24 protein-coding genes and 3 pseudogenes are annotated in these 22840 nt (G+C 61.2%); 8 read left to right on the plus strand and 19 right to left on the minus strand.

Annotated features, from left to right (window positions below; all coding sequences use genetic code 11):
- The first annotated feature begins 222 nt into the window (after window positions 1–222).
- Together mobC and ACM608_RS17520 are read left to right on the plus strand one after the other, a co-directional pair.
- Window positions 223–540: a plasmid mobilization relaxosome protein MobC gene (mobC, locus tag ACM608_RS17515; RefSeq protein ID WP_419684981.1), complete on the plus strand. Its 318-nt coding sequence runs from the start codon at window positions 223–225 to the stop codon at window positions 538–540.
- A complete protein-coding gene (locus tag ACM608_RS17520; RefSeq protein ID WP_419684982.1) occupies window positions 537–2054 on the plus strand; it encodes a relaxase/mobilization nuclease domain-containing protein in 1518 nt (505 codons plus the stop codon). Before mobC ends, ACM608_RS17520 begins: the two co-directional genes overlap by 4 nt.
- 509 nt (window positions 2055–2563) lie before the next feature.
- Here ACM608_RS17520 and ACM608_RS17525 read toward each other — a convergent pair.
- The 14 genes and pseudogenes from ACM608_RS17525 to ACM608_RS17590 all read right to left on the minus strand — a co-directional run bounded on the left by ACM608_RS17525 (window position 2564) and on the right by ACM608_RS17590 (window position 15530).
- On the minus strand, window positions 2564–4606 hold the full coding sequence (locus ACM608_RS17525) for a hypothetical protein (protein WP_419684983.1): 2043 nt from the start codon (window positions 4604–4606) through the stop codon (window positions 2564–2566).
- Complete coding sequence (locus ACM608_RS17530) at window positions 4591–5508, minus strand: TRAFAC clade GTPase domain-containing protein (RefSeq protein ID WP_419684984.1); 918 nt, start codon at window positions 5506–5508, stop codon at window positions 4591–4593. The genes ACM608_RS17525 and ACM608_RS17530 overlap by 16 nt, the downstream gene beginning before the upstream one ends.
- On the minus strand, window positions 5501–6517 hold the full coding sequence (locus tag ACM608_RS17535; RefSeq protein ID WP_419684985.1) for a TRAFAC clade GTPase domain-containing protein: 1017 nt from the start codon (window positions 6515–6517) through the stop codon (window positions 5501–5503). Before ACM608_RS17535 ends, ACM608_RS17530 begins: the two co-directional genes overlap by 8 nt.
- Before the next feature lie 6 nt (window positions 6518–6523).
- Window positions 6524–7585, minus strand: a complete 1062-nt coding sequence (locus tag ACM608_RS17540) for a GTPase-associated system all-helical protein GASH (RefSeq protein ID WP_419684986.1) — start codon at window positions 7583–7585, stop codon at window positions 6524–6526.
- 22 nt (window positions 7586–7607) lie between these two features.
- A complete protein-coding gene (locus ACM608_RS17545; protein WP_419684987.1) occupies window positions 7608–9101 on the minus strand; it encodes a metallophosphoesterase in 1494 nt (497 codons plus the stop codon).
- A gap of 336 nt (window positions 9102–9437) precedes the next feature.
- Window positions 9438–9731, minus strand: coding sequence for a hypothetical protein (locus ACM608_RS17550; protein WP_419684988.1), 294 nt, complete (start codon window positions 9729–9731; stop codon window positions 9438–9440).
- 29 nt (window positions 9732–9760) lie between these two features.
- Window positions 9761–10152, minus strand: a pseudogene (locus ACM608_RS17555) (IS6 family transposase); the annotation flags it as partial.
- A 6-nt stretch (window positions 10153–10158) separates the two neighbouring features.
- Window positions 10159–10428: pseudogene (locus ACM608_RS17560) on the minus strand (integrase); the annotation flags it as partial.
- Window positions 10429–10459: 31 nt separating this feature from the next.
- Window positions 10460–11509, minus strand: a complete 1050-nt coding sequence (locus ACM608_RS17565) for an alcohol dehydrogenase catalytic domain-containing protein (RefSeq protein WP_419684989.1) — start codon at window positions 11507–11509, stop codon at window positions 10460–10462.
- Window positions 11510–11547: 38 nt separating this feature from the next.
- The gene (locus ACM608_RS17570) at window positions 11548–11928 is read right to left on the minus strand and encodes a hypothetical protein (RefSeq protein ID WP_419684990.1); all 381 of its coding nucleotides are present in this window, start codon (window positions 11926–11928) and stop codon (window positions 11548–11550) included.
- 108 nt (window positions 11929–12036) lie between these two features.
- Entirely contained in the window at window positions 12037–12804 is a 768-nt protein-coding gene (locus ACM608_RS17575) for an SDR family NAD(P)-dependent oxidoreductase (RefSeq protein ID WP_419684991.1), read from the minus strand.
- A gap of 187 nt (window positions 12805–12991) precedes the next feature.
- A complete protein-coding gene (locus tag ACM608_RS17580) occupies window positions 12992–14257 on the minus strand; it encodes an aromatic ring-hydroxylating oxygenase subunit alpha (protein ID WP_419684992.1) in 1266 nt (421 codons plus the stop codon).
- A gap of 46 nt (window positions 14258–14303) precedes the next feature.
- Window positions 14304–14651 (minus strand): hypothetical protein, encoded by a 348-nt coding sequence (locus ACM608_RS17585; RefSeq protein ID WP_419684993.1) that lies wholly within the window; start codon window positions 14649–14651, stop codon window positions 14304–14306.
- Between the two features lie 144 nt (window positions 14652–14795).
- Complete coding sequence (locus ACM608_RS17590; RefSeq protein ID WP_419684994.1) at window positions 14796–15530, minus strand: TetR/AcrR family transcriptional regulator; 735 nt, start codon at window positions 15528–15530, stop codon at window positions 14796–14798.
- A 923-nt stretch (window positions 15531–16453) separates the two neighbouring features.
- Here ACM608_RS17590 and ACM608_RS17595 point away from each other — a divergent pair.
- The 5 genes from ACM608_RS17595 (at window position 16454) to ACM608_RS17615 (ending at window position 19041) form a co-directional block, all read left to right on the plus strand.
- Window positions 16454–16921, plus strand: coding sequence for a hypothetical protein (locus ACM608_RS17595; RefSeq protein WP_419684995.1), 468 nt, complete (start codon window positions 16454–16456; stop codon window positions 16919–16921).
- Window positions 16921–17547 carry a hypothetical protein gene (locus tag ACM608_RS17600; RefSeq protein WP_419684996.1) on the plus strand — a complete coding sequence of 209 codons (627 nt, stop codon included), beginning with the start codon at window positions 16921–16923 and terminating at the stop codon, window positions 17545–17547. The genes ACM608_RS17595 and ACM608_RS17600 overlap by 1 nt, the downstream gene beginning before the upstream one ends.
- 7 nt (window positions 17548–17554) lie before the next feature.
- Window positions 17555–18049 carry an antitoxin Xre/MbcA/ParS toxin-binding domain-containing protein gene (locus tag ACM608_RS17605; RefSeq protein ID WP_419684997.1) on the plus strand — a complete coding sequence of 165 codons (495 nt, stop codon included), beginning with the start codon at window positions 17555–17557 and terminating at the stop codon, window positions 18047–18049.
- 135 nt (window positions 18050–18184) lie between these two features.
- Window positions 18185–18448, plus strand: coding sequence for a hypothetical protein (locus ACM608_RS17610; RefSeq protein ID WP_419684998.1), 264 nt, complete (start codon window positions 18185–18187; stop codon window positions 18446–18448).
- Window positions 18449–18849: 401 nt separating this feature from the next.
- The gene (locus ACM608_RS17615; protein ID WP_419684999.1) at window positions 18850–19041 is read left to right on the plus strand and encodes a DUF5818 domain-containing protein; all 192 of its coding nucleotides are present in this window, start codon (window positions 18850–18852) and stop codon (window positions 19039–19041) included.
- A 190-nt stretch (window positions 19042–19231) separates the two neighbouring features.
- Here ACM608_RS17615 and ACM608_RS17620 read toward each other — a convergent pair whose 3' ends face one another.
- Together ACM608_RS17620 and ACM608_RS17625 are read right to left on the minus strand one after the other, a co-directional pair.
- The gene (locus tag ACM608_RS17620; RefSeq protein ID WP_419685000.1) at window positions 19232–19702 is read right to left on the minus strand and encodes a thermonuclease family protein; all 471 of its coding nucleotides are present in this window, start codon (window positions 19700–19702) and stop codon (window positions 19232–19234) included.
- An 89-nt stretch (window positions 19703–19791) separates the two neighbouring features.
- Window positions 19792–20439 (minus strand): SOS response-associated peptidase, encoded by a 648-nt coding sequence (locus ACM608_RS17625; protein WP_419685001.1) that lies wholly within the window; start codon window positions 20437–20439, stop codon window positions 19792–19794.
- Window positions 20440–20489: 50 nt separating this feature from the next.
- Here ACM608_RS17625 and ACM608_RS17630 point away from each other — a divergent pair, with 50 nt between their 5' ends.
- The gene (locus ACM608_RS17630) at window positions 20490–21086 is read left to right on the plus strand and encodes a hypothetical protein (RefSeq protein WP_419685002.1); all 597 of its coding nucleotides are present in this window, start codon (window positions 20490–20492) and stop codon (window positions 21084–21086) included.
- Here the strand turns inward: ACM608_RS17630 and ACM608_RS17635 are convergent.
- From ACM608_RS17635 to ACM608_RS17645, 3 genes and pseudogenes are all read right to left on the minus strand, one after another.
- Window positions 21077–21319 carry a hypothetical protein gene (locus ACM608_RS17635; RefSeq protein ID WP_419685274.1) on the minus strand — a complete coding sequence of 81 codons (243 nt, stop codon included), beginning with the start codon at window positions 21317–21319 and terminating at the stop codon, window positions 21077–21079. The two genes, ACM608_RS17630 and ACM608_RS17635, sit on opposite strands and share 10 nt — an antisense overlap.
- A pseudogene (locus ACM608_RS17640) lies at window positions 21315–21671 on the minus strand (alpha-ketoglutarate-dependent dioxygenase AlkB); the annotation flags it as partial. The gene ACM608_RS17635 and the pseudogene ACM608_RS17640, both read right to left, overlap by 5 nt.
- A 514-nt stretch (window positions 21672–22185) precedes the next feature.
- Entirely contained in the window at window positions 22186–22371 is a 186-nt protein-coding gene (locus ACM608_RS17645) for a DUF6771 family protein (protein ID WP_419685003.1), read from the minus strand.
- Window positions 22372–22840: the final 469 nt, after the last annotated feature.

Here is a 22840-nt window from a genome sequence, read left to right on the forward strand (position 1 = left end):
GAACAGAAGACGGAGGCATCCGCCGCTCCGCGCCGAATAGTGAGGAAAGGAGCAAGGGCTGGCCAGAGCATACCGCGCCGCCCTGCGGCGTCGCGGGGGTTGCGCTCTGTCGCTTCGCTCTGTCGCCGTACCCCGCTCTGGCCCGACCTTGCGGGGGAGGATCCATCCTCCCCCGACCCCCTCCGGCTTCCCAAGAACGGTTCCTCGAAAAGGATGAAAGATATGCCAGGACAGCGTGGCAGCGAAGTTCGTCAGCGTCAGAACGTTAGGACGACCCGCTGGACCGACCTGGAGGCGGCGCAGCTGACGCGCATTGCCGACTATTCCGGCTGCAGCGAGGCCGAGGTCCTGCGGCGCCTCGTTGCGCGCGCCGACCGCAACATCCTCATTTCGCGCGACTTGGTCTTCCAGGTCACCAAATTGGGCACCAACATCAACCAGATCGGGCGCCGCCTCAACGCGAACGGCGTCATCACCGCAGATGACCTGCGCGACGCCTACGCCGCTCTGCTTCTCGCCGTTCAGGTCGCACGCTTGTGATCCCTAATCTCTCCCGCGGCGCGGACTTCGCGGGACTGATCCATTATCTCGTCGATCATCGCGATCACGAGCTTCTGGGTCTCGCACATGTCTCATCGATTGAGCATGCCGCCGCAGAGATGTCCGCCGTCGCGAGCTTGTCCGAGCGCGTACGAACCAAGCTTCTTCACCTCTCCCTATCCGCATCGCCCGATGATGGCGTGCTCACGCCAGACCAGTGGCTACTCGCCGTGCACCGACACGAGCTCGAATTCGGTCTCGCGGGCCACCAGCGCGTCATCGTCCGTCACCGCGACAAGGACCATGATCACGTTCACTCATTTTGGTGCACGGTCTCCGTTGAAACCGGTCAGACTCCACCCAAGCGCTGGTTTCTCGAAAAGGGTTGTGGCGACCCCGCGATTGGACCGCGAGCTCTGACCGGTGAGGAAGTCGACCGCACCCCGCCACACCGCCGCAAACGGAAGAGCTACGACTCCCGGATGCTGCCGCGCGCACAGCATGTCTGCCGTGAACTCGAACGCGAACTGAAGCTTCGTGAGCTTCGGACGCCCGCGCAGGCCGCGAACGATCGAGCTGCTGGTGCCGCCCGCCCGGTGTCGGTTGGCCAAGTTCGACGTGCCGAGCGGACCGGCAGCGTTCCACTTGTCGAGCGCGCCGCTGACATCCGCGCAGCACTGGATACGACTGATTGGTCGAGCCGACAGCGCGCGCTCGGCGCGCTTGGGCTGGCATTTAAGCCGGTGTCGAGGGTCGCAATAGGCCAGCAGAAGATCCGCGGCGTCGTGATCTTTGATCTCTCGGATCCGGCGAACTCCGTCAAAGCGTCGCAATTTGATCTGGCCGACCGCAGATATGGGTGGCGCCAGCTTGAGTCGCGGAATGCACCCGGGGCACTAGGACTTGAAGAGTACTGGGCAGCCCAGGATGATGCACCGCCGGAGTTGTCTGCTCCCGGACCGAATGTGTCGAGTGCGTCTCTCAAAGCCGAGTATGACCGCTTGCGCGCGGCCCATGTCGCAGCGGAGTTTGAGAAAAAGCGCAAGCGTCACGCACTGCGGGAGAAACTCGCGGCGGCCATCGCGAAGCTGCGCGGTGCGCTCATGCGCCGTCGCCGCGGCGAGGCCAAGAAGCTTGCAAGGGGCGAGCGACGAGCTTTCTACAGTCGCTTTGATGCCGAGGTCCGCGCGCCTGCGATAGCCGCTGAACGCCAAAGGTTTGAGGACGAACTTGCTTCTCTCAGCCGCTCGCGTTGGCCCGACTGGTCGGAGTTCGTAGCGGTCCGCAAGAAGAGCGCTTCCGCCAGCACGTCGCAAAAGCCGCTGTCGCGGCGCGTCAATGTCACTGCTGTAATGCGCTCGCGCCCGCCCGACGATCTGTTCGCGACACCGCATCCTGCACTACGACAAGAGGCCACGAAGCAGCCGACACTTGAGGTGAAGTGGTCGGACATCGATGACATCGATCCGGCGACATTGGCAGCACTCGCTGCACAGCGCGGTCGCACCCGATAACGCGAATGGGAGGGCAGGCTTTCGCCTACCCTCCCTCGCTGGCGTCCTAAAACGCCATCGATAGGTTTTTACCGAGGCTTCCGTCTGCCAGGCAAGCCCAACAGCATCAGCGTAGGTTTTGTAGCTGGCCCTTCCGAGCCATCGACGTTCGCCCCTCGATGTGATCGTTATGGCCCGAAAGTCCTTCATGTTTTTTATCAGGGAAGGTTGGTGCAAAGATAACTACGATACTGAAATAGCTGTTCTCACCCACGGATGCGCCTTCTCCGATGTGAGTGCTAGATCCAGATATCGGCTTTCCGATTTCATCGACCGACCTCGTCTCTTGAACCTTCCACGGTTTTGGTGGATAACGGCCCGTCCGCTTTTGGGCGCTGATGCTGTGCAAGCGGACGTTCGTTCATCAGACGAGCAGCGACCGCTTTGCGCCCTCATTATAGCCGTTCGCGCTGCGGCACGGCGATCTCGAAAGCTGCCGCTCGTTTATTCCCGGTCATCGGCGTGCGGTGCTATCTCACCTTGCGGTCGATCAGCTTCGCGCGCTCGGCCCACCACGGCTCGCCGCCGTTACGGAGTGCCTTGCGCACCTCGTCCAAATAGCGGCGTCCACGCGAGCTCTCCGCGGCCAGTTTCACGAATTCCCACCAAAGCTTTCCGTCATCGACGACGGTGCCGAATTCGATCGGAGGAAGGTCGCGGTCGAGGAAGTTGTCCACGACGGCGTGCCGAAGCCGATCGCAGCGATCCCACTCCCGCCACATCGAACTGGGAATTTTGGGACCTACTAGCCGCCAGGCCGCGTCGGAGAGCCGCGCTGCGGCCATCGCTTCGTGAATGCGCTGAACGGACAGGAAGAAGAGCCGTCCCGCCGATCGCGAGCGCCATCCCCGGGCGCGGTTGAATAAGAAGGCCGCTAGCAAGTCCTCCGAAGCGACGTCGTCCGAGGTTCTCGTTCGCTCCACAGCCGTCACCCAAGGGTCCGTTCCGACGCTGTTCGGCACGGCGTCAGGGTCAATCGACTCGGTCAGCAGAAAGAGGAGCGGCCTGTGTGACAAAACGCCGCTGGCCATGAGGCTGGCGACGTCGTCCGTCCGGCGGGCGAACGCGCGGACCCACTCCGCTCGGGAACGAATCCCATTTGCATCAAGGCCGGACAGTGCGGTTACTACCGGCCCGGTCCCGAACCGCTCGACCGCTTGCCAAGCGCAATCGTCACGACCGGCGTGCACCATCGCGCGAACGATTCTGCTGGCGCGCTCCGGCTCCACCGTTAGGAAACTGATCAGACGCGGTACATTGATCGTTCCGATCTGCCAGAACGAAGGCAGCTCAAGGATGTCAGGGCGAGCCGTGATTATCACGGCGGCCGTGACCGATACATTCGCGACGACAGCTGTCAGTTCGTCCGCGGTCGCCTCGGCAAGGGCCACACTCACGGCCCTCCGCAGCGGATCGGCCTGATCCAACTCCTCGGCCAACACATCCGGACACCACCGCAGCAGTACCCTGCCGACCACGCTAGCGTCGACGCCGAGGAGATCCTCGTCCGACCGTACTTGCTCGAGGGCGAAGTCGAATAGCCGCCGGTCGGCGATGTAAGGTTTCGAGAAGATCGCCCTAGCCGCAGCGGCACGTCCCATGCGACCCTGTCCCGGCCCGAGCAGCTCTAGGTCGGATACGGCATCAGCCAGCCGCCTGGGATCGGCACGGGGGTCCAGAGCCTCGAACAGCTGGATCAAAGGGACCATAGCCGCGCGACCGTTGGCCACATCGGAGCCGACGTCGCGCAGGAAACGCCGAAGGCCGGAACCGGACGGCATCTCGAGATCGTCCAACAGGGTTTGGATCCAGTCGCCCCGGGCGACCGAAGACGCGAGGATGGCTCCAGGAACGTTGGAACGGCTCGACCGGGAACCCTCGACGAGTTGCAGGTCGAACACCTCGTTCGAAGTGGATCGGTCGTCGGTCGAGAAGGAGCAGAACCGAAAGGCCCGCCGCAAACGCGGCCACTGCTGCATCCAAAGGGCGACGACGAGTTTGTCGTCGCGCTGCCCCTCGCGTTCGCCGATAATCCTGCCCTTCGGCTTTCCATAGAGCGCACCGGCCCACTCGCCGGCCCTGGCGAGGTCGTGGGGCGGGATGGTGGTAGGCATCCGCGTGAGCTCGATCTTCAGTCGACTGCCGAACCCGCGGCCCCCTATGCCCGAAGGACGATGGAATATCTCGAGTAGTTCGTCCGCTGAGCCAAGGCGGGCGAGATCCGGGAAGTCGATGAGCAGCGAATGCGTCCACACGCACCCCGGGCGGCTCATCTCGGGTGCGGCCCACGTCCGGGCGAGGACATACTTGCCGGCCTCGGCGAGCGGGTAGCCCGTGAGATAGCCGTCCGGCGGGATCCGGCGGCCGCTCCCCGAGGCGTCGCTTAACACCAGCATGGTGCGCGCGTCCGGCTGCGGCAGCTTGACCGAGCCCTCTATGAGCCGGTGCCCCTCACTATAACCATGAAGCGTCTGGTCGACCGTGATGCGGACCGCGTTCAATGCATCAGCCATTGCAACGGCTCGGTGAGATCGTTGGACTCCTTATCCCCGCTCACGAGCCGGATGCGGTTCGCCGGGATGTCCACCTCCCGCAGACGATCGGCGTCCCCGCTCTTGACCGCCCGCTTCTTCCGGGCGGGCGCGTCTCCTTCGACACGTTCGGCGTTGTCGTCGTTCGGATCGTACTCCCCTCCCTGGGCGCTCACGCCGTAGACGCGGCTTGTCCAGCCGTCACGGCCGGACTCGAGATACTGGGCCAGGAGAGGCAGCTTTCTTTTCAAAAAGATGTCAGGCGTGAGGCGTTCGCCCTCGGCCTTGTCCCACGCGCTGATCATCACCGCCACCTTGCGTCCGGCACTACCGACCGGGGCATGAGAGATCGTCTGGAGCAGGTCCACCAGCTGAACCTGGGTCGGCGCAAGACTCGGGTGCCAGTCCTTAGGCAGCGTCTGATCGTCCTGCCTTCCCGTGGTCCGACGCTGTGCGGCCCGCTCGGTAACCCACGCGGGCGCCTTTACCTTGTTGCCATTCACGAGCAGCATGATATTGCCGACGGCTAGGCTCTCCCCCAGGACGCGGCCGAGCTCGCGATCCTCCCACATCGCCCTGAAGTCCTCGCCCGGTGCGTCGGGCATCGCGACCTGTACGACGTTGCCCGCCTTGTCCTTGAGGTTCATCCGGACGGCGGTCAGGCCGGTGATCCTCGTTCGCGCCTGCTCTGTCGCCTTGCGCCAAACCGTTACGATCTTGCGGAGGTAGCTGAGGTCGTTGTCCCCGATTGATGCGAAGCTGAGCGCCTTCGCGACCCGGCGTTCGCCCACGAGCTCCCATAGCGCGGCCAGAAATGTCGTCTTGCCCGACCCAGGAAGTCCGACAATGGAGATCGACACGTCTCGTCGTCCGTCCTCAGCCATTTTTCGGCTCCTCTGCCGTAAGCCGATCGAACACGCGACCGCTCCGGTAGCGCAGGCGGACCCCTCGTGGCTCCGGTGGCGGCCTCAGCCAGAAGTCGAGCACGGCCGCCAAGCCGTCCCCGCGCTCGACGTTCACGTCCTTCGGCGAGGCGGAGGTGACGAATGAGGAGAACTCACCGAAATCGTCGGCAAAGGTTTCGCGGACCCCCTCGACGATGGACTGGAAGTCGTGCTCGACCCGTTCCCTTCTCGGTGAGGCCACCACGTCGTCGTTCTTCGTAAGGACAACGGCGAGGTTCGGCTTGCGCTCGAATGCTCCGTTCTCGACCATCCCCTGGATGATCAGCGGTATCGCGCCCATCACGTCTGCGCGATCGGTCGGGGATGTCAGCCGGCAACCGTCCACCAGGACTGTTATGACGTCCGCGCGCCGTAGCTCGAACATTGCGGTCGCGTTCGCCGCGAGGTCGGCGACCTCCTCATATTCCTCGCCCGAGCGGTCGGCGATGAGCAGCGACTGCAGGGTGTCGTCGCGTCTCACGTCGAGGTGGTAGAACTTCACCTCGCCGCGCTTGGTCCGCTCGGAGTGCGGCTCATCGCGCTCTGAGGCTACCCTCGCGTCGTGGCAGATCAACTCTAGGCCGTGAAGCGTCGAGGACCCGGCGAACGCGATGTCCGTGATAGGCCCCGTCTGGAACAGGTCGAAGATGCCGGCGATGACACTGGTCTTGCCGGAATCGTGGACCCCGATGATGCCGATCATTCGCGAGCGCAGAATGGAGAGAACCCTATCCGCGCGGCTGTTGCCGAGCGGTAGCGCGTCCGGGAGATGCAAGCCGTCAAACGCGTCAGCGACCGCGTCGTCATCGACCTCATCCTCCTCGTCGCGCTCTTCGGGCTCCCTGCCATAATAGGGGCACTCGCCCACATCGTCATAGCCTTCGACGCACTTTCCGTCCTGGGCTATTCGGCATTCGCGGTTCGCGCAGATCACCTCGGTGTCGGCCATGGTGGTTTAGCGAAGCCAGAGGATTTCACGGTAGAAGAGCTCGGCAAGCTCAATCGGTGACATCGCAGCTGCAACGTCGAGGCCGGTGATCGCGGCCCATCCGGCGTGCCAACCGTCACCCGCGCCGGTCTCCTGGCGCTTGAGCAGCGCGAAATGGACCGGCGAGGTCGCCGGCGACGGCTTGCGGTCCTTCAGAGCCTCGGTCGTCCATCCGTCCGGAATGGCGTTGACCGCGTCGGCTATCTTGATCTTGCCCGTGGACTTGATGCCTGCGCGCGCCATCAGCGCCGGCACTGAGTTTGGTCCCGGATAGATCGTGGTGAGCGAGGCTAGGTCGCGAGCGAACACGAGCGGCTTCTGGTCGGCCGGCACCTCGGTGAAGGGCTGGTCCGGCAGCAGTGCACGCTGTCCGAACACCCACGAGAGCATGTCGAGCTCCTCGTCGGCCTTCTTGCCCGCATCAACGAGGAGCTTCGTGGACTCGTTGAACTTGGCGGCGAGATCGGCGAGCGCCTCGTCCACCGCCGCGGTGAACTGGTCAAATACGCCTTTGAAGGTGGTGGGGGAGTTCGGCTGCGCTTCGGCGAAGTCGGGTTCGAACGAGAAATCGGAAGCTTCTATCTCGACGTTGCCTAGGTTCCGGCGCTTGCGGCGGGCGGCTGCGAGGCGCGACATCTCATTCTCAGCGACGCTCGCAAGATCGATAGGTAGCGCCGCCTTCCGCGCGCCCGCGCAAGCCGTGTTCGTCACCGCCATCGCGGCGATCGACGTCGTGCCGAAGTATTGAAGCAACGCCGCCGCCGCGAGGATCTGGTCCTGCCGCTCCGCTGGCTGGAAGGTCGGGTCCGCATCTGTGAAGGCCTTGTGGAAGGCGGTCAGAGCGGTCGCGAGATCGTCCTGCTGAAGCCCGCCGGCGGGCGGTTTCGTCCCGAAGGCGAGGCGGGCGAGCATTTCGATCCGCGCCCTCGTGTATGTGCCGGCGTAGGTTTCGATAGCCGTCCAACGCAACTCCCTCTGGGCGCCATCGGTTGAGATCTCGGAGAACAGCTTCGGAAAGTCTTCGTGCATCTTGGATCCTGCTCCCGTCTTCTCATCCTCTCTCGTCGACTAGCTGTTCAAGCCGGTCGAGGAGAGTGCGCTCTGATGCGCGTATGAAGGCGATGCCGTAGCGCTGCGGCTCGGGCAGATCGATCTCCTCCTCGGTGATCAGTCCGAGTTCGAGCGCGATCTCGCGCCGGTCGCTGGCATCGAGGTCCCAGAAGCGGTCGACGAGATGTCTTGTCCTCATGTCGCCCATTGAAGCCTCCGCATCGGTGTCGGCGGGCACCGCCGTCTCCGCGATCGATATGGTCTCCATCACGACTGCCTCCACGACGCCGCCACCGATTATGTCAGCCCGCCCGTCGATCTCGGCCGGGAACGGGATGGAGTGTCGAAACACCTCCTGCCCGTCGTTCTTCCTGATCGGCTGGAAGCCCTCTGGTTGAGCCTGATACTTGAACAGGTGGCTTTTGACGTCGATCCTACGCTCCGCTCCCTCGCCGGCGACCTCCAGTTCGATGATGTTGTAGCCGGGCTCGAACTGCTTGTCGGTATGCGACGGATTCACTGCGCCCGCGCCCCAGCGCACGTAGCTTTCGCTCTCCAGTATGCGTTGCCTGTGCTTGTGTCCGAACACCTGGAACATTGCCCTGGCGTTGAGCATGTCCTCGACGTCGTCCCCGTCTATGAGCCAGTCGGGCGGATGGTGGCAGATCGTCAGGTTCACGACGTTCGGCGCCGGATCGATGGTCTGGAGCGGACTCAGGTAGAGGGACCCCCTCTCGTCGTCCTTGCCGTTGCGCCCGGACAGGAGAGTGGACGTCAGGCCGTGGATCCGAAGCATGACGCCCGGCCCGAGCTCCCGCTCCTGCTTCCAGTAGAGGTGGCCGGGATAGACCTGGCAGATCATCTTCTTGGCGAATTCGTTATACGCCACGTGGCCGTGAAAGATCGCCTGCCCGGTGTCGTTGTGGTCGAGCTGCTTCTGAAGCATCCAGAGGCGGTCGTCGTCGTTCTTCTGCTGGAAGACCATGGCGTGCGCGTTCATCGTCGGCACGTCCTCGCACGACTTGCGATTCACATCATGGTTTCCGGGCACGACCCAGATGCTGGCGCTGTCGCACCCGCATTTGCTCGCGAGATCCAGAAGCCATTGCCGTGCGGTCTCGTATTCCTGCGGGTCGCCTTTGAACGCGACGTCGCCACCAACCATGATCGCATCGATGGCCCCCAGCGTCGCGACGCGCTTGACCAGATCCCGTTCGAGCCGCGTACGGTAGGGCCGATCCCGATCGTGATCGGGATCGAGACATTGCGGAGCTTTGAAGTGGATGTCTGAAAGATGGAGTATCCGCATTGTTGTGTTCTCGAGACTCCGCTGGCAGCTATAGGTGACGCCAATCCGACCAGTCTCGAACCTACCTTCGGACCGCCGACTTGATCTTGTTACGTTATAGGTTCGATGTCGAGCTTCCGCCAGCGATGTGACCTGTGCCCGGCCGGCTGGCCGTGACGTTGCGACCTTTGCGTCTGGATGCGCCATTCTTAGCGTCCACCAGTCGCAGCTGCCGCACGATACCTAAGCCAGGGTCTACGGCTCAGTTCCAGCCGCTGTCGCCGATTGATCGAACAGCGTCCGCTCTTGCGGTCCACTGCCTCAAAGCCGCCAGTCGGTAACCGGCCCACTTTCAGCCGTTCAGGCTCAAGGCGTCACGATGGCAGGTATTCGGCCGTATGACGACTGGCGGCTTTTGAGAAGAAAGCCGTGAGTAGCGGACCTGCCCACAAGTCAGCGCCGTCGTGGAGAGGCATAGCACTAGCGCCACGCCGTCCTATGAAGCGGGAGCGATCCGCAATCCGTATGTCGCATCAAGTTGTCTCAGACTGACGAAGGTGAGCGACTGCGCGGCGAATTGATTGCGTGCACCTTGAGCAGCACACCCAACTCTCGCGCGCGGGTCTTCAGATCGTCAGGCAGATCGCGTTCGGTCAGCAGCATCGTGCGTACTGCGACCGATACCGGGCTTTCCTGCGCCGCGACCACCGCGCGGTATTTGACGCATTGATAGACGCCGCGCTGCAGGTCGTCATCGGTGGACAGCGTCGACTTAACCTCGACCGCGACGAATGATGCGCCGTCGGTAAACAGGACGTCGATCCGATCGCCCGACAACAGCCCCTTCTCGGGTGTGCCCGCTACAGAGCAAAATGGTTGTGGACGTTGGCATGCATACTGGCGAACCTCTGTAACGACTTCATTCGTCAGAACCGAAGCATCGCCCGCTCCCGTCTTCGCAGCGGAAGGTGATTGTTCTCGGCCCGATTGTTCGCATGCCTTCCCATCTGCTGCTTCTCGCGGTTACCCAGCTCGTCCATCGCGGCACCGTAGGAGCGTAGACCATCTGTGGTAAATATTTCGGGTGAGCCATGGCGCTTCAGCGCCTTCTTTATGAACGTCAGCGCTACCCTCTTATCCCGCTTTTGGTGACGAAGCTCTCCAGCACTTCACTTTCGTGATCGATGGCTTGACACAGGTAAACCTTCTCACCGTTGAGCTTCACGTACATTTCGTCGAGGTGCCCGCCCCAATGCCGACAGGCATAGTCGCCAACTGCTCCTCCCCGGCGCTCTAGCCAAGTCAGCATGCTTGCCCGACCATCGGTAGTAATCTCGAATTGCACTGGTCCGCCAGTCTTCTGCTGTATGACAATCGAGCGGTTTCTGATCACTGTCCCCATGACGTGATCGCCAATCTTGATTTTGACCAAGTCACAGCTGCGCAGCTTGCTGTCGATCGCAAGGTCGAAGAGCGCCCGGTCGCGAAGCCGCCCCTCGCATTCGAGGAAGAAGCGGACTGCCCATATTTGTTTTGCGTCAGAGGGCGCTTGAAGCACATCCGCTTTATGGCAGAAGGAGCGCCTTGAGCGTTCCGCCTTCCCGGCGGTCGAACTTGGCGTAGGCTTCAGGTCCCTTGTCCAGCGAGACGCGCTCGGTAATGAACTGTTCTGGTCGTATTCTTTTTTGCTGTAACATGGGCACCAACGCTGGCCAGAATTTGTGCACCTCAGTGATGAAGTTGCCCCTGATAGTCACCCCTTCCGCGAATGCCTTGAAGGGGATGCGAAAGTCCATTGATGTGTTGACGCCAAGTGCAGACACAAACCCCTGCACACCAACCAGCGAAATCGCGGTTGTCATTGCTGCATCACGCCCAACTGCCTCGATGACACAATCAACCATCAAGCCTTGTGTCGCCTCGCGGATCTGCTCAGCCACATCAGTCCCGTCGACGGGAATAGCTCCCAGTTTTTCGGCCCACGCTTTTCGCTCAGCGACCGGATCGATGGCATAGGCGACGCTCGCACCCATCACCAGCGCCAGTTCAACGGCCATAAGGCCGATTGGCCCCAGGCCGACCACCGCGACGGACTTCCCAGCGCGGACCTCAGCTCCCAACAACGCGCCGTATGCGGTCGCCAAATTGTCGGTGAGCAGAATTGCCTGTTCATTGCTGACCCCATCGGGGATGCGAGCCGCGTTGAAGTCTCCGGCGGGGACGCGGATTGCCTCTGCTTGGCAGCCGCCGAGTTCGCCGCCAAAACCGTAGACCTTAAAGCCGCGCTTGCATCGCTTACTCTCGCCCAGCAAGCACCACCGGCAGGCTCCACATCCGGTCATAGCGGCAAGCATCACCTGGTCGCCGACGGCGAGATCGACAACTCCTTTCCCAACCTCAACCACCTCACCGACTGCCTCGTGCCCGATACAGAAGGTATCCTTTCCGCCGCCGATCCCGATGTCGCTCGCTTCGTTATGGTAGACGTGCAGGTCACTGCCACAAATGCCGCAAAGCTTCGTCTGGACCAGAATGTCATGGTCGTCGGCGATCTGAGCGTCATCGATGTTCTCGCATCTGACGTCGCCGGTGCCATGAAACACAATTCCGCGCATCACGCAGTCCTTTCTTCTTCGATCAACTTCAGGCGGTTTCACCGTTTCAGTGATTCATAACGGTCAATCGGTTCGAAGTTCACGTCTCCCAGCGCGACGAACATCGGCTCAAAGAACTTGGTTTGATCGATATCGCTTGAGAAGACATATTCCGGGCGGTGGGCGAAGGTAGCTTTGATTTTGTCCATGAACGCCACAGGATCATCCGCCTCAAAATAATACAGCGACAGATACTGAAATTCATTGTCCATTTCGAAAGGAAACATATGCGGCATGTCGACGGCTTTGAAGCGGCCGAGTGGAACCAAGCCCGGCATCGACTTATAAGTGGGATATGCCACATTATCGTACCAGTCATTGTACTCGGCGTCCCGTCCCTCGACCGGGTTGGTCAAGGCCATAATGAGGTGCTTTGCCATTGTCTTGCTCCTAATCCGATAATGTAATTGGGTCGCTGACAAAATGATCTGAGCCCTACGCCGTTTTGGGGCGGGGTTGATCTTTGAGTGCTATCAGTCAGGATGATTTCAGTTGGCAGTCCATCCGCCGTCTACCGACAGGTCAGCACCGGTGATGTAGGATGCCGCCTCAGAGCATAGAAACGCAACCATCTCGGCCTGCTCTTCCGGAAGACTCGGACGATCAAACATCGTCGTCCCCATCATCATCTTGCGCATTTCGGGATCTTTGAGTTCCTGCTCGTTCAGTGTTGTCTCGACGAGTCCAGGGTGAAGCGCATTCACGCGGATGTTGTACTGCCGGTAGTCCCACGCACAGACCTTGCTGAAAACTCTCACCGCTGCCTTGCTCGCCGAATATATCGACAACAGCGGGAACAATGCTTTGAGTGCGCTGGCTGAGCCGACGTTGACGATCGAGCCTCCGCCCGCTGCCTGCATTGCCGGGAGCACCGCCTTGCAACCCAGAAATACGGCTTTGAAGTTAACGCCCATGACGAACTCGTAGTCCTCGGCGCTCGTTTCCGCGACCGGTTTGACGACAGCGACGCCTGCGTTATTGACGAGCGCGTCGATCTTTCCGTGAGATGCCATCACCTGCCCGACAATAGCCTGCCAGTCTGCTTCCGATGTGACGTCGTGCCGGAGGTATTGCGCCGTCGCACCGGTTGCGACGATCTGCTCCGCAGTCTGATTGCCCGCTTGGTCAACGTCCGTGATGATCACGCTGGCGCCGCGCGCGGCCAGCAGGCGAGCATGTGCAGCCCCCATGCCTTTCGCGCCGCCCGTCACAACCGCGACTTTACCAGCCATACTCAGCTTGTCGAATGCCTGCATCTGCCTCTTCCCACTATCAGTGTTGCCATGTACGCAGACTTGTCCGTCGCTTGAATGACGCAGGGCCGCCGTGAAGATTAAAGCCTGGCAACTGCCTGCGCATTTATTGCCGGCCCATCAGGTCAACTCGACGCAATTTGCGGCCTGGGCCGCCCCCCCCCCAGCCTTTACATAGCGAACAATTCGCTCACGCCATCGCTTCTGCGACGGTTTCGGCAGCTACCCACTTCTCTGCCATGTAAGTCGAATGACGCAGCATGATCTCATTGTCCTGCAGCTGCATGAAGTCTTTCCCGCGACTCTCAAGTCCTATCTGGGTTGCAACGACATTGGTCGTATCTTCCAGGATAACTTCGCAAACGCGCGCGATATATTGCTCAACTCGGAACCGCTCCACGGCGTTGGTCGGCCGCGCCACGTAGAAACGAGACTCGTAGCGCGTCTTGTTGACGGAAATCGGCCAATACTGATGCGTGAAGAAGCCGCCCTGACCGAAATCAATCTGGGTGTTAGGGAAAACCTGGTTGATGTCGAGCGACCAGTCGGCCGTCCGCGTCGGATTGACTGCCGGATGATCGAGGAAGTTCGCCACCAGACTGGTGTCGACGGCCGTGATCACGTTCGTCGTTTCCATGGCGTTCTGGCCCAGCTTTTCGACCTTGCTTGAATCCAGCGACTCATACTGGCTATTGCCGAACATCGAGCACATGCGGTGCGCGCCGAAAACGCGCGCGTTCAGCAGATGCGCGAACGGATTGCTTCTCGAAGCAAAGGTGCTCCCGATTGTTTTCTGGTGGATTGCGGGAATATGGTACGACTCGCTGAAAGCGTCAGACATGACCTTCCAATTGCAGTCCAGTTCAGCCGTGAACACGACCGGGCTGTCCGCCGCGACGTAATCGACACCCTTGAGGTACTCGCCAAAATTACCGAGGTACTCCGCCAAACTGACCTCGGGCGTACGGCTGAGGTTGATGAAGATCCAGCCTTCCCATACCTCGGTTGCAATAGGGGTCAGGCCACATTTCTTCTTGTCCAGGTTGAAGAAAGTGGCTTCGTCGGGCACGCCGATGAGGCGACCGTCGTTGCCATACGTCCAGTTGTGATAGCGGCAAACGAAGCGACTGCCGCTGCCGCTCTGATCGAGCACCACCAGGTTTCCGCGATGCGAGCAGACGTTGTGAAAGACTTGAACGCGGCCATCCTTCGCACGCGTGACAAGAACTGAGGCGCCGCAGACTTCGACTTTCTTCACAACGAAATCGCCGGGCGAAGCAATTTCCTCTACTCGCCCCATCATCAGCCAAGTTCTACCGAAAATCCGACTGCGTTCCAGTTCGAAGAATTCAGTTGACCGGTAAGGTTCCATCGAAACTGGGCCGGTCGAGAGACCCGCTGCCTCGGTGAGCGTTGTTGCGCCAGGACGCTTCCAGTCAGTAGATTGATCGTTCACAGCAAACCGCCTTCCTTCGATGAGGATTCACAGAGCCACGCTAGGGTCAGGCAAACGGCGCGGGACCTACGGCAACTCGTATGGTGTGGGGATAAGGGGAATATTTCGCGCGTGGCGCACCGTGCACCTCAACAGCCATCGCCGCGTGCGCCAATCCCAGGACGAGCTGGTATAGGCGTGCCTTCGGACCTGTCAGTTGCTCAAGGCTGAAAGGCTGAACGAGCGCTAGCGCCTCTTCAGCCCGCGGAAGCATGGCGTCGTAAAACGCCTGGATCTCGGGCATCTCTGCTTTAGCTCGCGCATCCCAGCGAGTTTGAAACCCATCATGCGCCCAACGTTCTACAAAAGACGTCAGGTCTTCAAACCCCGCGGGCAAAATCGGCTCGTTCGCCATTTAAGATGTCCTCGTCCGTAAGCGCTGGCGTTACGCCGTCGCAATTTGGTCGAGCGCTCAACGTCAGCCTGCGACCTCAGACTCGGAAATATCATATTTGATATGCATGTCAATCTGGAACGAGGCTCGGTGATGGATGCTACTCTAAGTGGCGTCCACCACTGAGCCGGCGCGCCGCTTGCGCCGCGGCAGGTTCCACCGATCGGGAAGAGCGGAAGGCGCGTCAAAGCTCAATCGAGCGTCTGAGATGTTGCGGATTAAAACCTCAGTCTCGTGTTCATCCGCAACGCATAGTAAGCGCAGAGATATGCCGTGCTGGATTTGCGCGCGAAATGCATCCGCACTGAGTTCATCGTGAACCCAAAACTCGGTGGCCCCGGTGAAAAATATCAGCAGGTCTCGCGCTATGTCGTTGGACTTGAGTCCTGAGGCAACTAGCCTATCCGAGTTATCGAGTGGGGCGGCAGCGGCAGTCCAGTAGGATTGGCTGAGCCGCATGAATTCCGCTCGCGGTCCGGGTTCTTCGGCGCTGAAAAGAAATCGGAGTAGCGGACGGTAAAATGTGGGCTCGGACGTAAAAACAGCGACTGCTGTGTCACCGGCGTGAAGCAAAATAGCCAAGGGGTCACGGTGCTCCGTACTCACCAGCCGTGCCGAGCCAATGCTTTCAACCGATTTGTTCAACAGCGTGTAAAGCACCGCAGCTTTGGAACCTATCAGATTATATGTAGTATTGGTGCTGAGACCTGCGTGACGCGCCAAAGAGTCCATTGAGAAGTTGGTGTTACCGCGCGATCTGATTAGATCTTCGGCAGCATCGATGATGCGCCCTCGACGAATTACCTTTGCTAGTTCGACTGAAGCTCTCGTTTTCGTCATCTCAAACTCTCTGTACGACGCAACACGCCTCAGCGAAACGTTACTTTTTGGCGACTCCCCCTTGGCCGTCCGCTGCCCTTTGTCAAGGCAGTGGCACATGGCGATGACGTGGCAGGTTGGTTGCTAGATTCCAACGTTGATCGTCAAAGCGCCACGTCGTCGCGAGCTCGGAAGAGCTGAGCTTCATTGCGCCCTGCTGCCGTGGTGTCGCTTCCTTGCTGTCGATTGCTGTCTAGAATGGGAGCCAGCCCCCGCCGCTGCCTATGTCTCTAAATCCACATACTCGTGGCGGCGCGTTGCGCCAAGCGGTTGCGGTGGGGCCTTGCGATGTCCCAAGAGCGGCGGCGCATCCCGCACGGACATGCAAAATGAATGACCGGCCGCAATGGCGAATGAGCATATGGAATTTGCGAGTCTGAATCGTCAGCACACCCGAACATTGGTGCGCGGTGGCGGGGGCGACGAACGAAAGCAGCTCGGCCCGGGTCAGGCCCTGGATGTGCCGTTCCGGGATGTCCGGAGAGTCGGGCATTGGAGAAGAGCCACTAGTGGCTGATGAATGGCCGGTTTTGACGTACCCGGACGTCCCTGTAAGCAGCCGAGACCGGCAGGGAAGTCCCCAGAACAGGCCGCTCCAAGCGCCTGGCTGGGCTGACAGACGCGATCGATCCACTTCCATGAATCGGTGACTGTCTCCGGTTCTGGTTTAAGCGCGCTGAACGCAGAAAGCTGGACCGAAGCGGTCGCGAGCACCGACCGCTCGATAAGATGAAGGTTGAGGACGAAGCTGCGAGCTTCTGGAAGTGATGAAAAAGGAAGGAGGCTCCGAGCGACCAGAAGGTCGTCCGACACCCCCTGAGGACCTCCTCGAAATGAACACTCTTGTTACAGCCGACACTTATGTTGCGTCGTCGACGCACGCCATGATCAGCCTGCTCCTCGGTGCAACCGAGCAGGCCGAAGGTTCACCGATCACCGCCGGCCTTCCCGCCGGCTCGATCTATCTCGACAAGCCGCGCCTCATCATCGGCGGCACACCGATGATGATCCCGCTCTTTCAGCCCGTCATGACACGCGTTGCTGAGGACACACGCGCCGACGTGATCCTGGCGCGCCACGGATTCTATCCCGAGGCGCTGAGTCCTGTCCTCTGGGACGTGGCTTACTGGTACAATAAAAGTGTCGCGTCCGTCTGCGACTACATCCTGTGCGAGACCAGGTATGGAGAGCTCTGGCTCGTTCCGCCCGAGACCGGACCCTATCTCCGGCTGGCGGCCGACGGCATTCACATCGAGGTCGTGCCTGATTTCGTCAGCTGGGATGAGCGTAATTACGGCGTTTGCCAGGCCGCGAAGCGGATCCGCAATGTAGCCATGGAGGGGTGGCGTTGATGGCGGCCCAGATGAAGATCCCACCCGGACTGGACTACGCGCCAATCTCTGGCACCAATCCAAACCTCTCCTATGGCGTGGTCGAAGCCGCGAACGGCGACGAACCGAGACGCACGCTCAGTGATGTCCTCGTTCGGCGCCTTTTTCCGACCGAGCGACCGGGGGCGGGGCTCCCGTGGGAGAACCCGACCTGCGAGGCGTGGGATGTTGTCCTGCCCCGAGAGGCGTGCGACGGACTCCGGGATCCGCAGGTTCTCTCACTGGCGTACCACCTGCGAGCAGGCGAAAAGATCCAGCATCTCGCGGCGGTCGTGACCCTGCGCTTCCCGGAGGTCGAAGACCCGGCAGTTCGCATGCACTTGCATGAGGCCTGGGAGCTGTCGCGCGGCTTCGCTTTTAGGCTCACCCGCAAGCTCGAGGTCGCCAGCGTCGTGATCCTGCACGTGCCCGCGCGCTCCTGGGGCGCGAATGGCGCTCACGCGCACCTCGTTATGCCGGTTCGCAGGATCGGCTCAATGGTCGGCTTCTCGACCTTCGTGAAGCAGCTCATCAACCCCGCCGAGGGTCGTAAGCTGATCGACGCTGAGTGGTCGGCTCATCGCGAAGGAGCCGGTTATGCAGGATGAGGCTTCGATGCTCGCTCGCTTCGACGCGTGGTTGGCGCAAGTGCAGGACGCGACCCGGGATGCGGCTTTCGCCAGCGGCGACCGCGCCATCGCAATCGGCTTCGTCCTGCGGCAAGCCCGCGAGGCGGATGCCGGCATTACGGCTTCAGAGCTCGCGGAAATGCTCGTGCTCGCGGCCAGGAGCATCCGCCGTGGTCTCGATCTGGACGACGACGAGACGCAGCGCCTGTTCGGGCTCGATCCGGGCTCGACCCTCGACGCACTTCGAGCGGTGCCGATCACACAATGGCCGCTCCTCACCGTCGAGCGGGTCATCATCCTCATGGAGAATGTCACTCTCGCTGCCACGCTGCTGTCGAACGTGGAGCGCGGATGCGCCTGGTTTCGCAAGCCAAATAGCGCGTCAATAACCGCGGGGCGATCTGCGCTGGCAGTCATGCTCGAGGAGCAGGACGGAGTGCGCAAGGTGCGGGACTATCTGCGCAGCGAGGTCTGGGGCTGAAGCGTACCGAGACTGGTCGGCCCCAAACGCCGACTGACCGGTAACGAGAAAATGGCTGCTCGGTGATCAGTAGCAGATGGAGGAAATGATGATCACCAACTCAGAGGGCGAAGCACAGCCGCGGGAGACGACGCGATGATCGTTGTAACAGTCCAGCTCTGGCCATTCGGCAAGGAGGAAGAAGCTCGAACCCTCGCGGAGGCAAGGATCGCCAATACCAGCCGCAACATTCTTGAGGAGCGCTACACTGCGTATGTCACCGAGGAAGCAGCCCATGAACTTGGCATTCCGGGTATGGATCGGAAGGTCCACATCACAGAACACGATCGCCGGCAGAGCGTCTGGGCGCTAGTCCTGCGGGTGATCGAGAAAGCGATGAAGAGCGAAGCGTCAGATTAAGGTAGGAGAGCGCCCCGCCGCGAGCACTTGCGCCAGCTGCGGGGGTTGGATTGAGCGCCTGGAGTTTCTCCGACCTGGGACCAAGATGATCTTGGAACTCCAGCGAGCGCCACGAGCGATGAAATCTGCGTATTCGTAGGACCGCGCGAATGGCACATCGTCAAACTGGACACGCGCTGCTGAGGCGCTAGCCATTCCGATGTGGCAATCGACGAGCGTGAGATCTAGGCCTGCGCCAACCATGTCCTGAGGCGTTACGGCGCCGACGCGTGGTTTCACGCCTCGCAGCGGGCGGACGAACTCCTCGCAGCAGGCGACCGAGACGGCCATGCCACCTGGATGCGCATTCTGCAGCGGATCAACGATCTCGATGCGATGACGCCGGCCGGGGAGGTTCACTGATGCCGCTCGGAGAACGCTTCAGGTTAACGGGCTTGCTCCTGAAATCGAGGCGCGGTCCAGTCCTGCAGATGGATGATGGTGGTGTGTGGGCGCTGGACATGGACGACTATGAGGCCGGTCTCGGCAAGCGCATCACCGTGGAAGGTCGAAGGTCAGGCTTCGATCGCATCGACGTCGAATGGTGGCAGTGAGCTCGTGGGGATGAGAGGCGGACGATCGAGAAAAAGCTCTGTCCTACAGATAACCAGATAGGTTAAGCACTTTCCCGTTCCGGAGAGGTGTTCATGGTTGTCGCTGATTCTCAACTGGTGCTCGCAATCGCGGCGTGCCTTGTCGCGATTTCGAAGCTGATCTGGTCTATCCGCCGCAAGCCGTGAGGGTTCAGCACCAGGGACGGCGGCGGCCTTCCCATGTGCGCGCGAGACCCTCAGCTACAAGCTGATCGCCAAGGGAGTGCCCGCTTCGCACCAGCACGCGGAGCTTGCGGCCGTAGCGATCGGTATCACGATCGAGCACCTCTAGATTAAATGGCCCCTCGTTGACGAGTTGGGCCAGCCGTTCGGTCGCGCGTTTTCCAAGCTTCGCTTCATAGTCACATCTCGGGGGATGCGTCTCAGGGGCGTCGATGTCGGCGACGCGGATCTTCTCGCCGTCTACCCAGATGGTATCCCCGTCCACGACGCAGTTGGTACCCCCGCCAGTGTGGCAGATGGAAAAGCGGCGTTGGGGAACAGGGTCCGTTGGAGCCGTGGACGAGGTCACGGTTGCTGGCTGCCGCGGCAGCAAGATACCAGCGGCTGAACCCAGAACACCCGCGCCCAGCAGCACCGCTGCGACGAGCTTCATCCCCATGACAACTGCCCTAATGCCCTGCTTTTAAGCTGCTATGGCCGCCCTGATGCTCTCAGGCCAGAGTGCGCGCCGGTCGCAAGCGAGGTCAGCTATGCGAGTGCGAGCCCTTCTAGAGGCGGAGCCTTGCGCTTGACCCAAAGCTCGTTCGTCCGGGTCATCTCGATCAACTCGTCAGGAAAACAGCGGTTCTGAAAGTCGAGTGCTTCGTCGAAGCTGCCGTTGAGCCACTGGTCGTACTCGTCGGCGTGAAGCAGGACCGGCATGCGATCGTGGACAGGCCGGATGGCCTCGTTGCAGTCGGTCATCACACCCGAATAGACCGGACCCCATTCGTCACTGATGCGCCAGAGTCCGGCCCAGGCGAAAAGCGGCTGATCCTTCACAGTGAACCAGGTGCGGGTTTTTGCACCCTTCGGCCCCTCGGCCTCAGCGAAGCCCGTCAGCGGGATCAGGCATCGCCATTGCGGCTTGCGAGCAAGACCGACCCACATCGGCTTGGTGAGGTCAGCGATGTTGTTGACGGGCTTCAGCTTGGCCGTGGGTGACATCCCCTTCAGTCGAAGCGGGAAGCCCCAGACCATCGACTGCATGACCCTCGCGCCGACATGCTCCCGCACCACCATTCCCGGGGTGCCCGGATAGACCTCGTCGACGGCATTGGATGCGACCGGGTTCTCGATGCGGAAATGCGCCGCCACCTCTGCCGCACTCCGACGCATGGTGTAGAGATTGCACACCCGGGAAGCTTAGCACGCGCGCACGGCAGGGCCAGCACTAGCGCAAACTGATGAGGCGTTCACGGCAGCCGAGCGTTCCCAATCCCATGGCGCGTGCGCAGAAGCTCAAGGTCTACCGAACGCCGATTGGCTTCCACGATGCCTATGTGGCGGCGCCAAGTCAGAAGGCGGCGCTGGAAGCCTGGGGCAGCGACGCAAACCTGTTCACGCGAGGCGTCGCTGAACTCGTCAGCGACGAGGCGCTCACCAAGGAGCCGCTTGCGTCTCCCGGCAAGGTCATCAAGCGTCTGCGCGGCACCGCCGACGAACAGAATGCGGCACTTCGCTCCGGCAGGGACGGGGGCCGGTCAAGGACAAAGAAGCGCGGTGACGACCCGGAGGAACCTCCTACGGAGCGGAAGGCAAAGCCAAAGCCGCGCCCCTCGCGCGCTGCTCTCGACGAGGCTGAGCAGGCGCTGGATGCGCTCCTCAAGGCGCAGCGTCGTGAGGATGCCGATCTACTTGAACGACAGCGTGCGTTCGATCTTGAACGAAAGCGGATCACGCAGGAACATGAGCGCGCCCGAAAGACCGCCGAGAAGCACGTCGAGACAGCCCGCAAGGCGCACTCCGCTGCCCTTGATCGCTGGCTCGAAGATCAGGGCTGAAGGGACGCAGCGCGCAAGATCGAGCGACCCTTCTCCGACGGTGTGCGGAACGTGATCGACCAGCGCGTGCGGTCCATCTCGACGATGCTGTGCTCCCAGACATGCCGGGCTTCGCCCGACAGGTGATAGGCACCGCGCGGCTCCAGCGGGAGCGACGCGCGCAGCCAGCGGTTGCCGTCCCGCCTTGCGGAACCGGAGCACTGCCGGTGCCCCAAGCGACAGACCGACGACATGTTCGTAGATCGGCCGATCGCGATGCCAGCCGATCCCCGCGCCCACATCGTAGCGTAGAAGGAGCGCCTGGATCAGGGCCTCGGCCGGAAGATCGGCAAATGAGGCGGCGCGATCGCGGACCTCGATCAGCCAGTCCGGCATGGGTGCGGCACGGGCAAGCTCGCCAGACTGGAAGTCGTATCTCCAACCGAAGCTGTGCGTCAGGCGCTTACCCGTCCACTTCTGGAACGCGAAAGGTTGAAGATCCTGAGCATCGATCGCACCGATGAGCTCAGCTTCCTCTCTCGCGGACACGAGGTCCCCGCGCGAGGTGAGCCCAGGAAGAACAGGAGCATCGAACAGGTCCAGCATGTCACCTCATTTGAGCAGAGGACGTGGTCAGAGCAACGTCAGCTGCTTCGGATCTGTCATCGCCTCCAAATGCGCCCGGTCAGGCTTGCGGTCCGGGATCAGAACGCAAAAGCTCGTCCCCGGGGATTCACCCGCGTGCCTGCCTCACCAGGCGGCGGCGCTCCCGATCATCCTTGGCGCGTTCCCATTCTGATGCATCCACACCGCGCGGCGCTGGAAGCGTTCTCCTCACCAGCCTGGGACGCGGCGGCAGCGGGTCAGTGTCGGGCGGAGGTGGACCGATGTACCAATGGACCTTTGGTGCTCGATTGCCACAGCCCCCTGAGGACAACTGGCACCGAAGCTTCCGCGCGAAGTCAGGCCATGAATCATCCCAGCCCTTCCTCGAGAAGTACAGAGCGAGGTCGCTGACGCTGAACTTGGCCACTCTTCCGCAAGCCCGGCATTCGGCGTGGATGTGACCGCCCTTAGAGACGAGCTCGCGTAGGTTCCGGATAGGCCCGACCACGACCCATCAGAGCGGCAGCTGACGCTGAGCCGCGTCGTCCGTCGCCGACGTCTCGAGCTTCGTCAAAACCACGCTCGCCAGCAACTCTGCGCATGATCGCCGCGTCGTACGATCTGGCTGAACCAGAGCATGGCGCAGCCATACGGGTGCGTCGGTCAAAGCGTCGGCGAGGCGGTGAGCATCGATGGTCATGAGCGAATCTCCATACCCGCAAGGGATAGAACGTAACGGGAACATGGCTCAAGTGCGTTCGTGCTCCTTGAATGGTCCGCTTCATTTGCTCATCCGGAGAAAGTCCGCTCATAAGGTACGTTAGGCTCCGCTCATGGTGGAGGGTGGCGTTCTGCGACGACCTTACACGAGCAGATCGGGGGCAACTCAGGCTTCGCGCTGGCGGCCCTCGGCGGGGTTCACTACTGTCACGAGTGAACATGCGACTACGGCATGCGGTGCGAGGCCTTTCCAGCCGTGGGTCCCAAGTGCGACGTTCGATCCTTAGACGATCGGATTTGCGATCGCAGGTAGAGAGGCGCCAAACGTCCCCATTGATCTACCGTCTATCATCTATGGTATGATGTATGGTACATTGCCCTGTTTCTGCTGGTTCTACCCTTTTCAAGCAGGCACATAGACCATTTATTTTCTTTCCTCCGTCTCCGCC

Source organism: Sphingomonas sp. ID0503 (genome assembly GCF_048565625.1).
Lineage (GTDB): Bacteria > Pseudomonadota > Alphaproteobacteria > Sphingomonadales > Sphingomonadaceae > JBLZUR01.

What these genes read in the sequence shown, in the direction of transcription:
- ACM608_RS17620 (WP_419685000.1), bottom strand. Translation starts at nt 19,702, where the DNA reads ATGGGGATGAAGCTCGTCGCAGCGGTGCTGCTGGGCGCGGGTGTTCTG.
- ACM608_RS17585 (WP_419684993.1), bottom strand. Translation starts at nt 14,651, where the DNA reads ATGGCGAACGAGCCGATTTTGCCCGCGGGGTTTGAAGACCTGACGTCT.
- ACM608_RS17535 (WP_419684985.1), bottom strand. Translation starts at nt 6,517, where the DNA reads ATGGCCGACACCGAGGTGATCTGCGCGAACCGCGAATGCCGAATAGCC.
- ACM608_RS17635 (WP_419685274.1), bottom strand. Translation starts at nt 21,319, where the DNA reads ATGTCGTCGGTCTGTCGCTTGGGGCACCGGCAGTGCTCCGGTTCCGCA.
- ACM608_RS17575 (WP_419684991.1), bottom strand. Translation starts at nt 12,804, where the DNA reads ATGCAGGCATTCGACAAGCTGAGTATGGCTGGTAAAGTCGCGGTTGTG.
- ACM608_RS17565 (WP_419684989.1), bottom strand. Translation starts at nt 11,509, where the DNA reads ATGCGCGGAATTGTGTTTCATGGCACCGGCGACGTCAGATGCGAGAAC.
- ACM608_RS17645 (WP_419685003.1), bottom strand. Translation starts at nt 22,371, where the DNA reads ATGACCATCGATGCTCACCGCCTCGCCGACGCTTTGACCGACGCACCC.
- ACM608_RS17630 (WP_419685002.1), top strand. Translation starts at nt 20,490, where the DNA reads ATGAGGCGTTCACGGCAGCCGAGCGTTCCCAATCCCATGGCGCGTGCG.
- ACM608_RS17525 (WP_419684983.1), bottom strand. Translation starts at nt 4,606, where the DNA reads ATGGCTGATGCATTGAACGCGGTCCGCATCACGGTCGACCAGACGCTT.
- ACM608_RS17590 (WP_419684994.1), bottom strand. Translation starts at nt 15,530, where the DNA reads ATGACGAAAACGAGAGCTTCAGTCGAACTAGCAAAGGTAATTCGTCGA.
- ACM608_RS17545 (WP_419684987.1), bottom strand. Translation starts at nt 9,101, where the DNA reads ATGGCGCATCCAGACGCAAAGGTCGCAACGTCACGGCCAGCCGGCCGG.
- ACM608_RS17605 (WP_419684997.1), top strand. Translation starts at nt 17,555, where the DNA reads ATGCTCGCTCGCTTCGACGCGTGGTTGGCGCAAGTGCAGGACGCGACC.
- ACM608_RS17610 (WP_419684998.1), top strand. Translation starts at nt 18,185, where the DNA reads ATGATCGTTGTAACAGTCCAGCTCTGGCCATTCGGCAAGGAGGAAGAA.
- ACM608_RS17615 (WP_419684999.1), top strand. Translation starts at nt 18,850, where the DNA reads ATGCCGCTCGGAGAACGCTTCAGGTTAACGGGCTTGCTCCTGAAATCG.
- mobC (WP_419684981.1), top strand. Translation starts at nt 223, where the DNA reads ATGCCAGGACAGCGTGGCAGCGAAGTTCGTCAGCGTCAGAACGTTAGG.
- ACM608_RS17530 (WP_419684984.1), bottom strand. Translation starts at nt 5,508, where the DNA reads ATGGCTGAGGACGGACGACGAGACGTGTCGATCTCCATTGTCGGACTT.
- ACM608_RS17595 (WP_419684995.1), top strand. Translation starts at nt 16,454, where the DNA reads ATGATCAGCCTGCTCCTCGGTGCAACCGAGCAGGCCGAAGGTTCACCG.
- ACM608_RS17600 (WP_419684996.1), top strand. Translation starts at nt 16,921, where the DNA reads ATGGCGGCCCAGATGAAGATCCCACCCGGACTGGACTACGCGCCAATC.
- ACM608_RS17540 (WP_419684986.1), bottom strand. Translation starts at nt 7,585, where the DNA reads ATGCACGAAGACTTTCCGAAGCTGTTCTCCGAGATCTCAACCGATGGC.
- ACM608_RS17570 (WP_419684990.1), bottom strand. Translation starts at nt 11,928, where the DNA reads ATGGCAAAGCACCTCATTATGGCCTTGACCAACCCGGTCGAGGGACGG.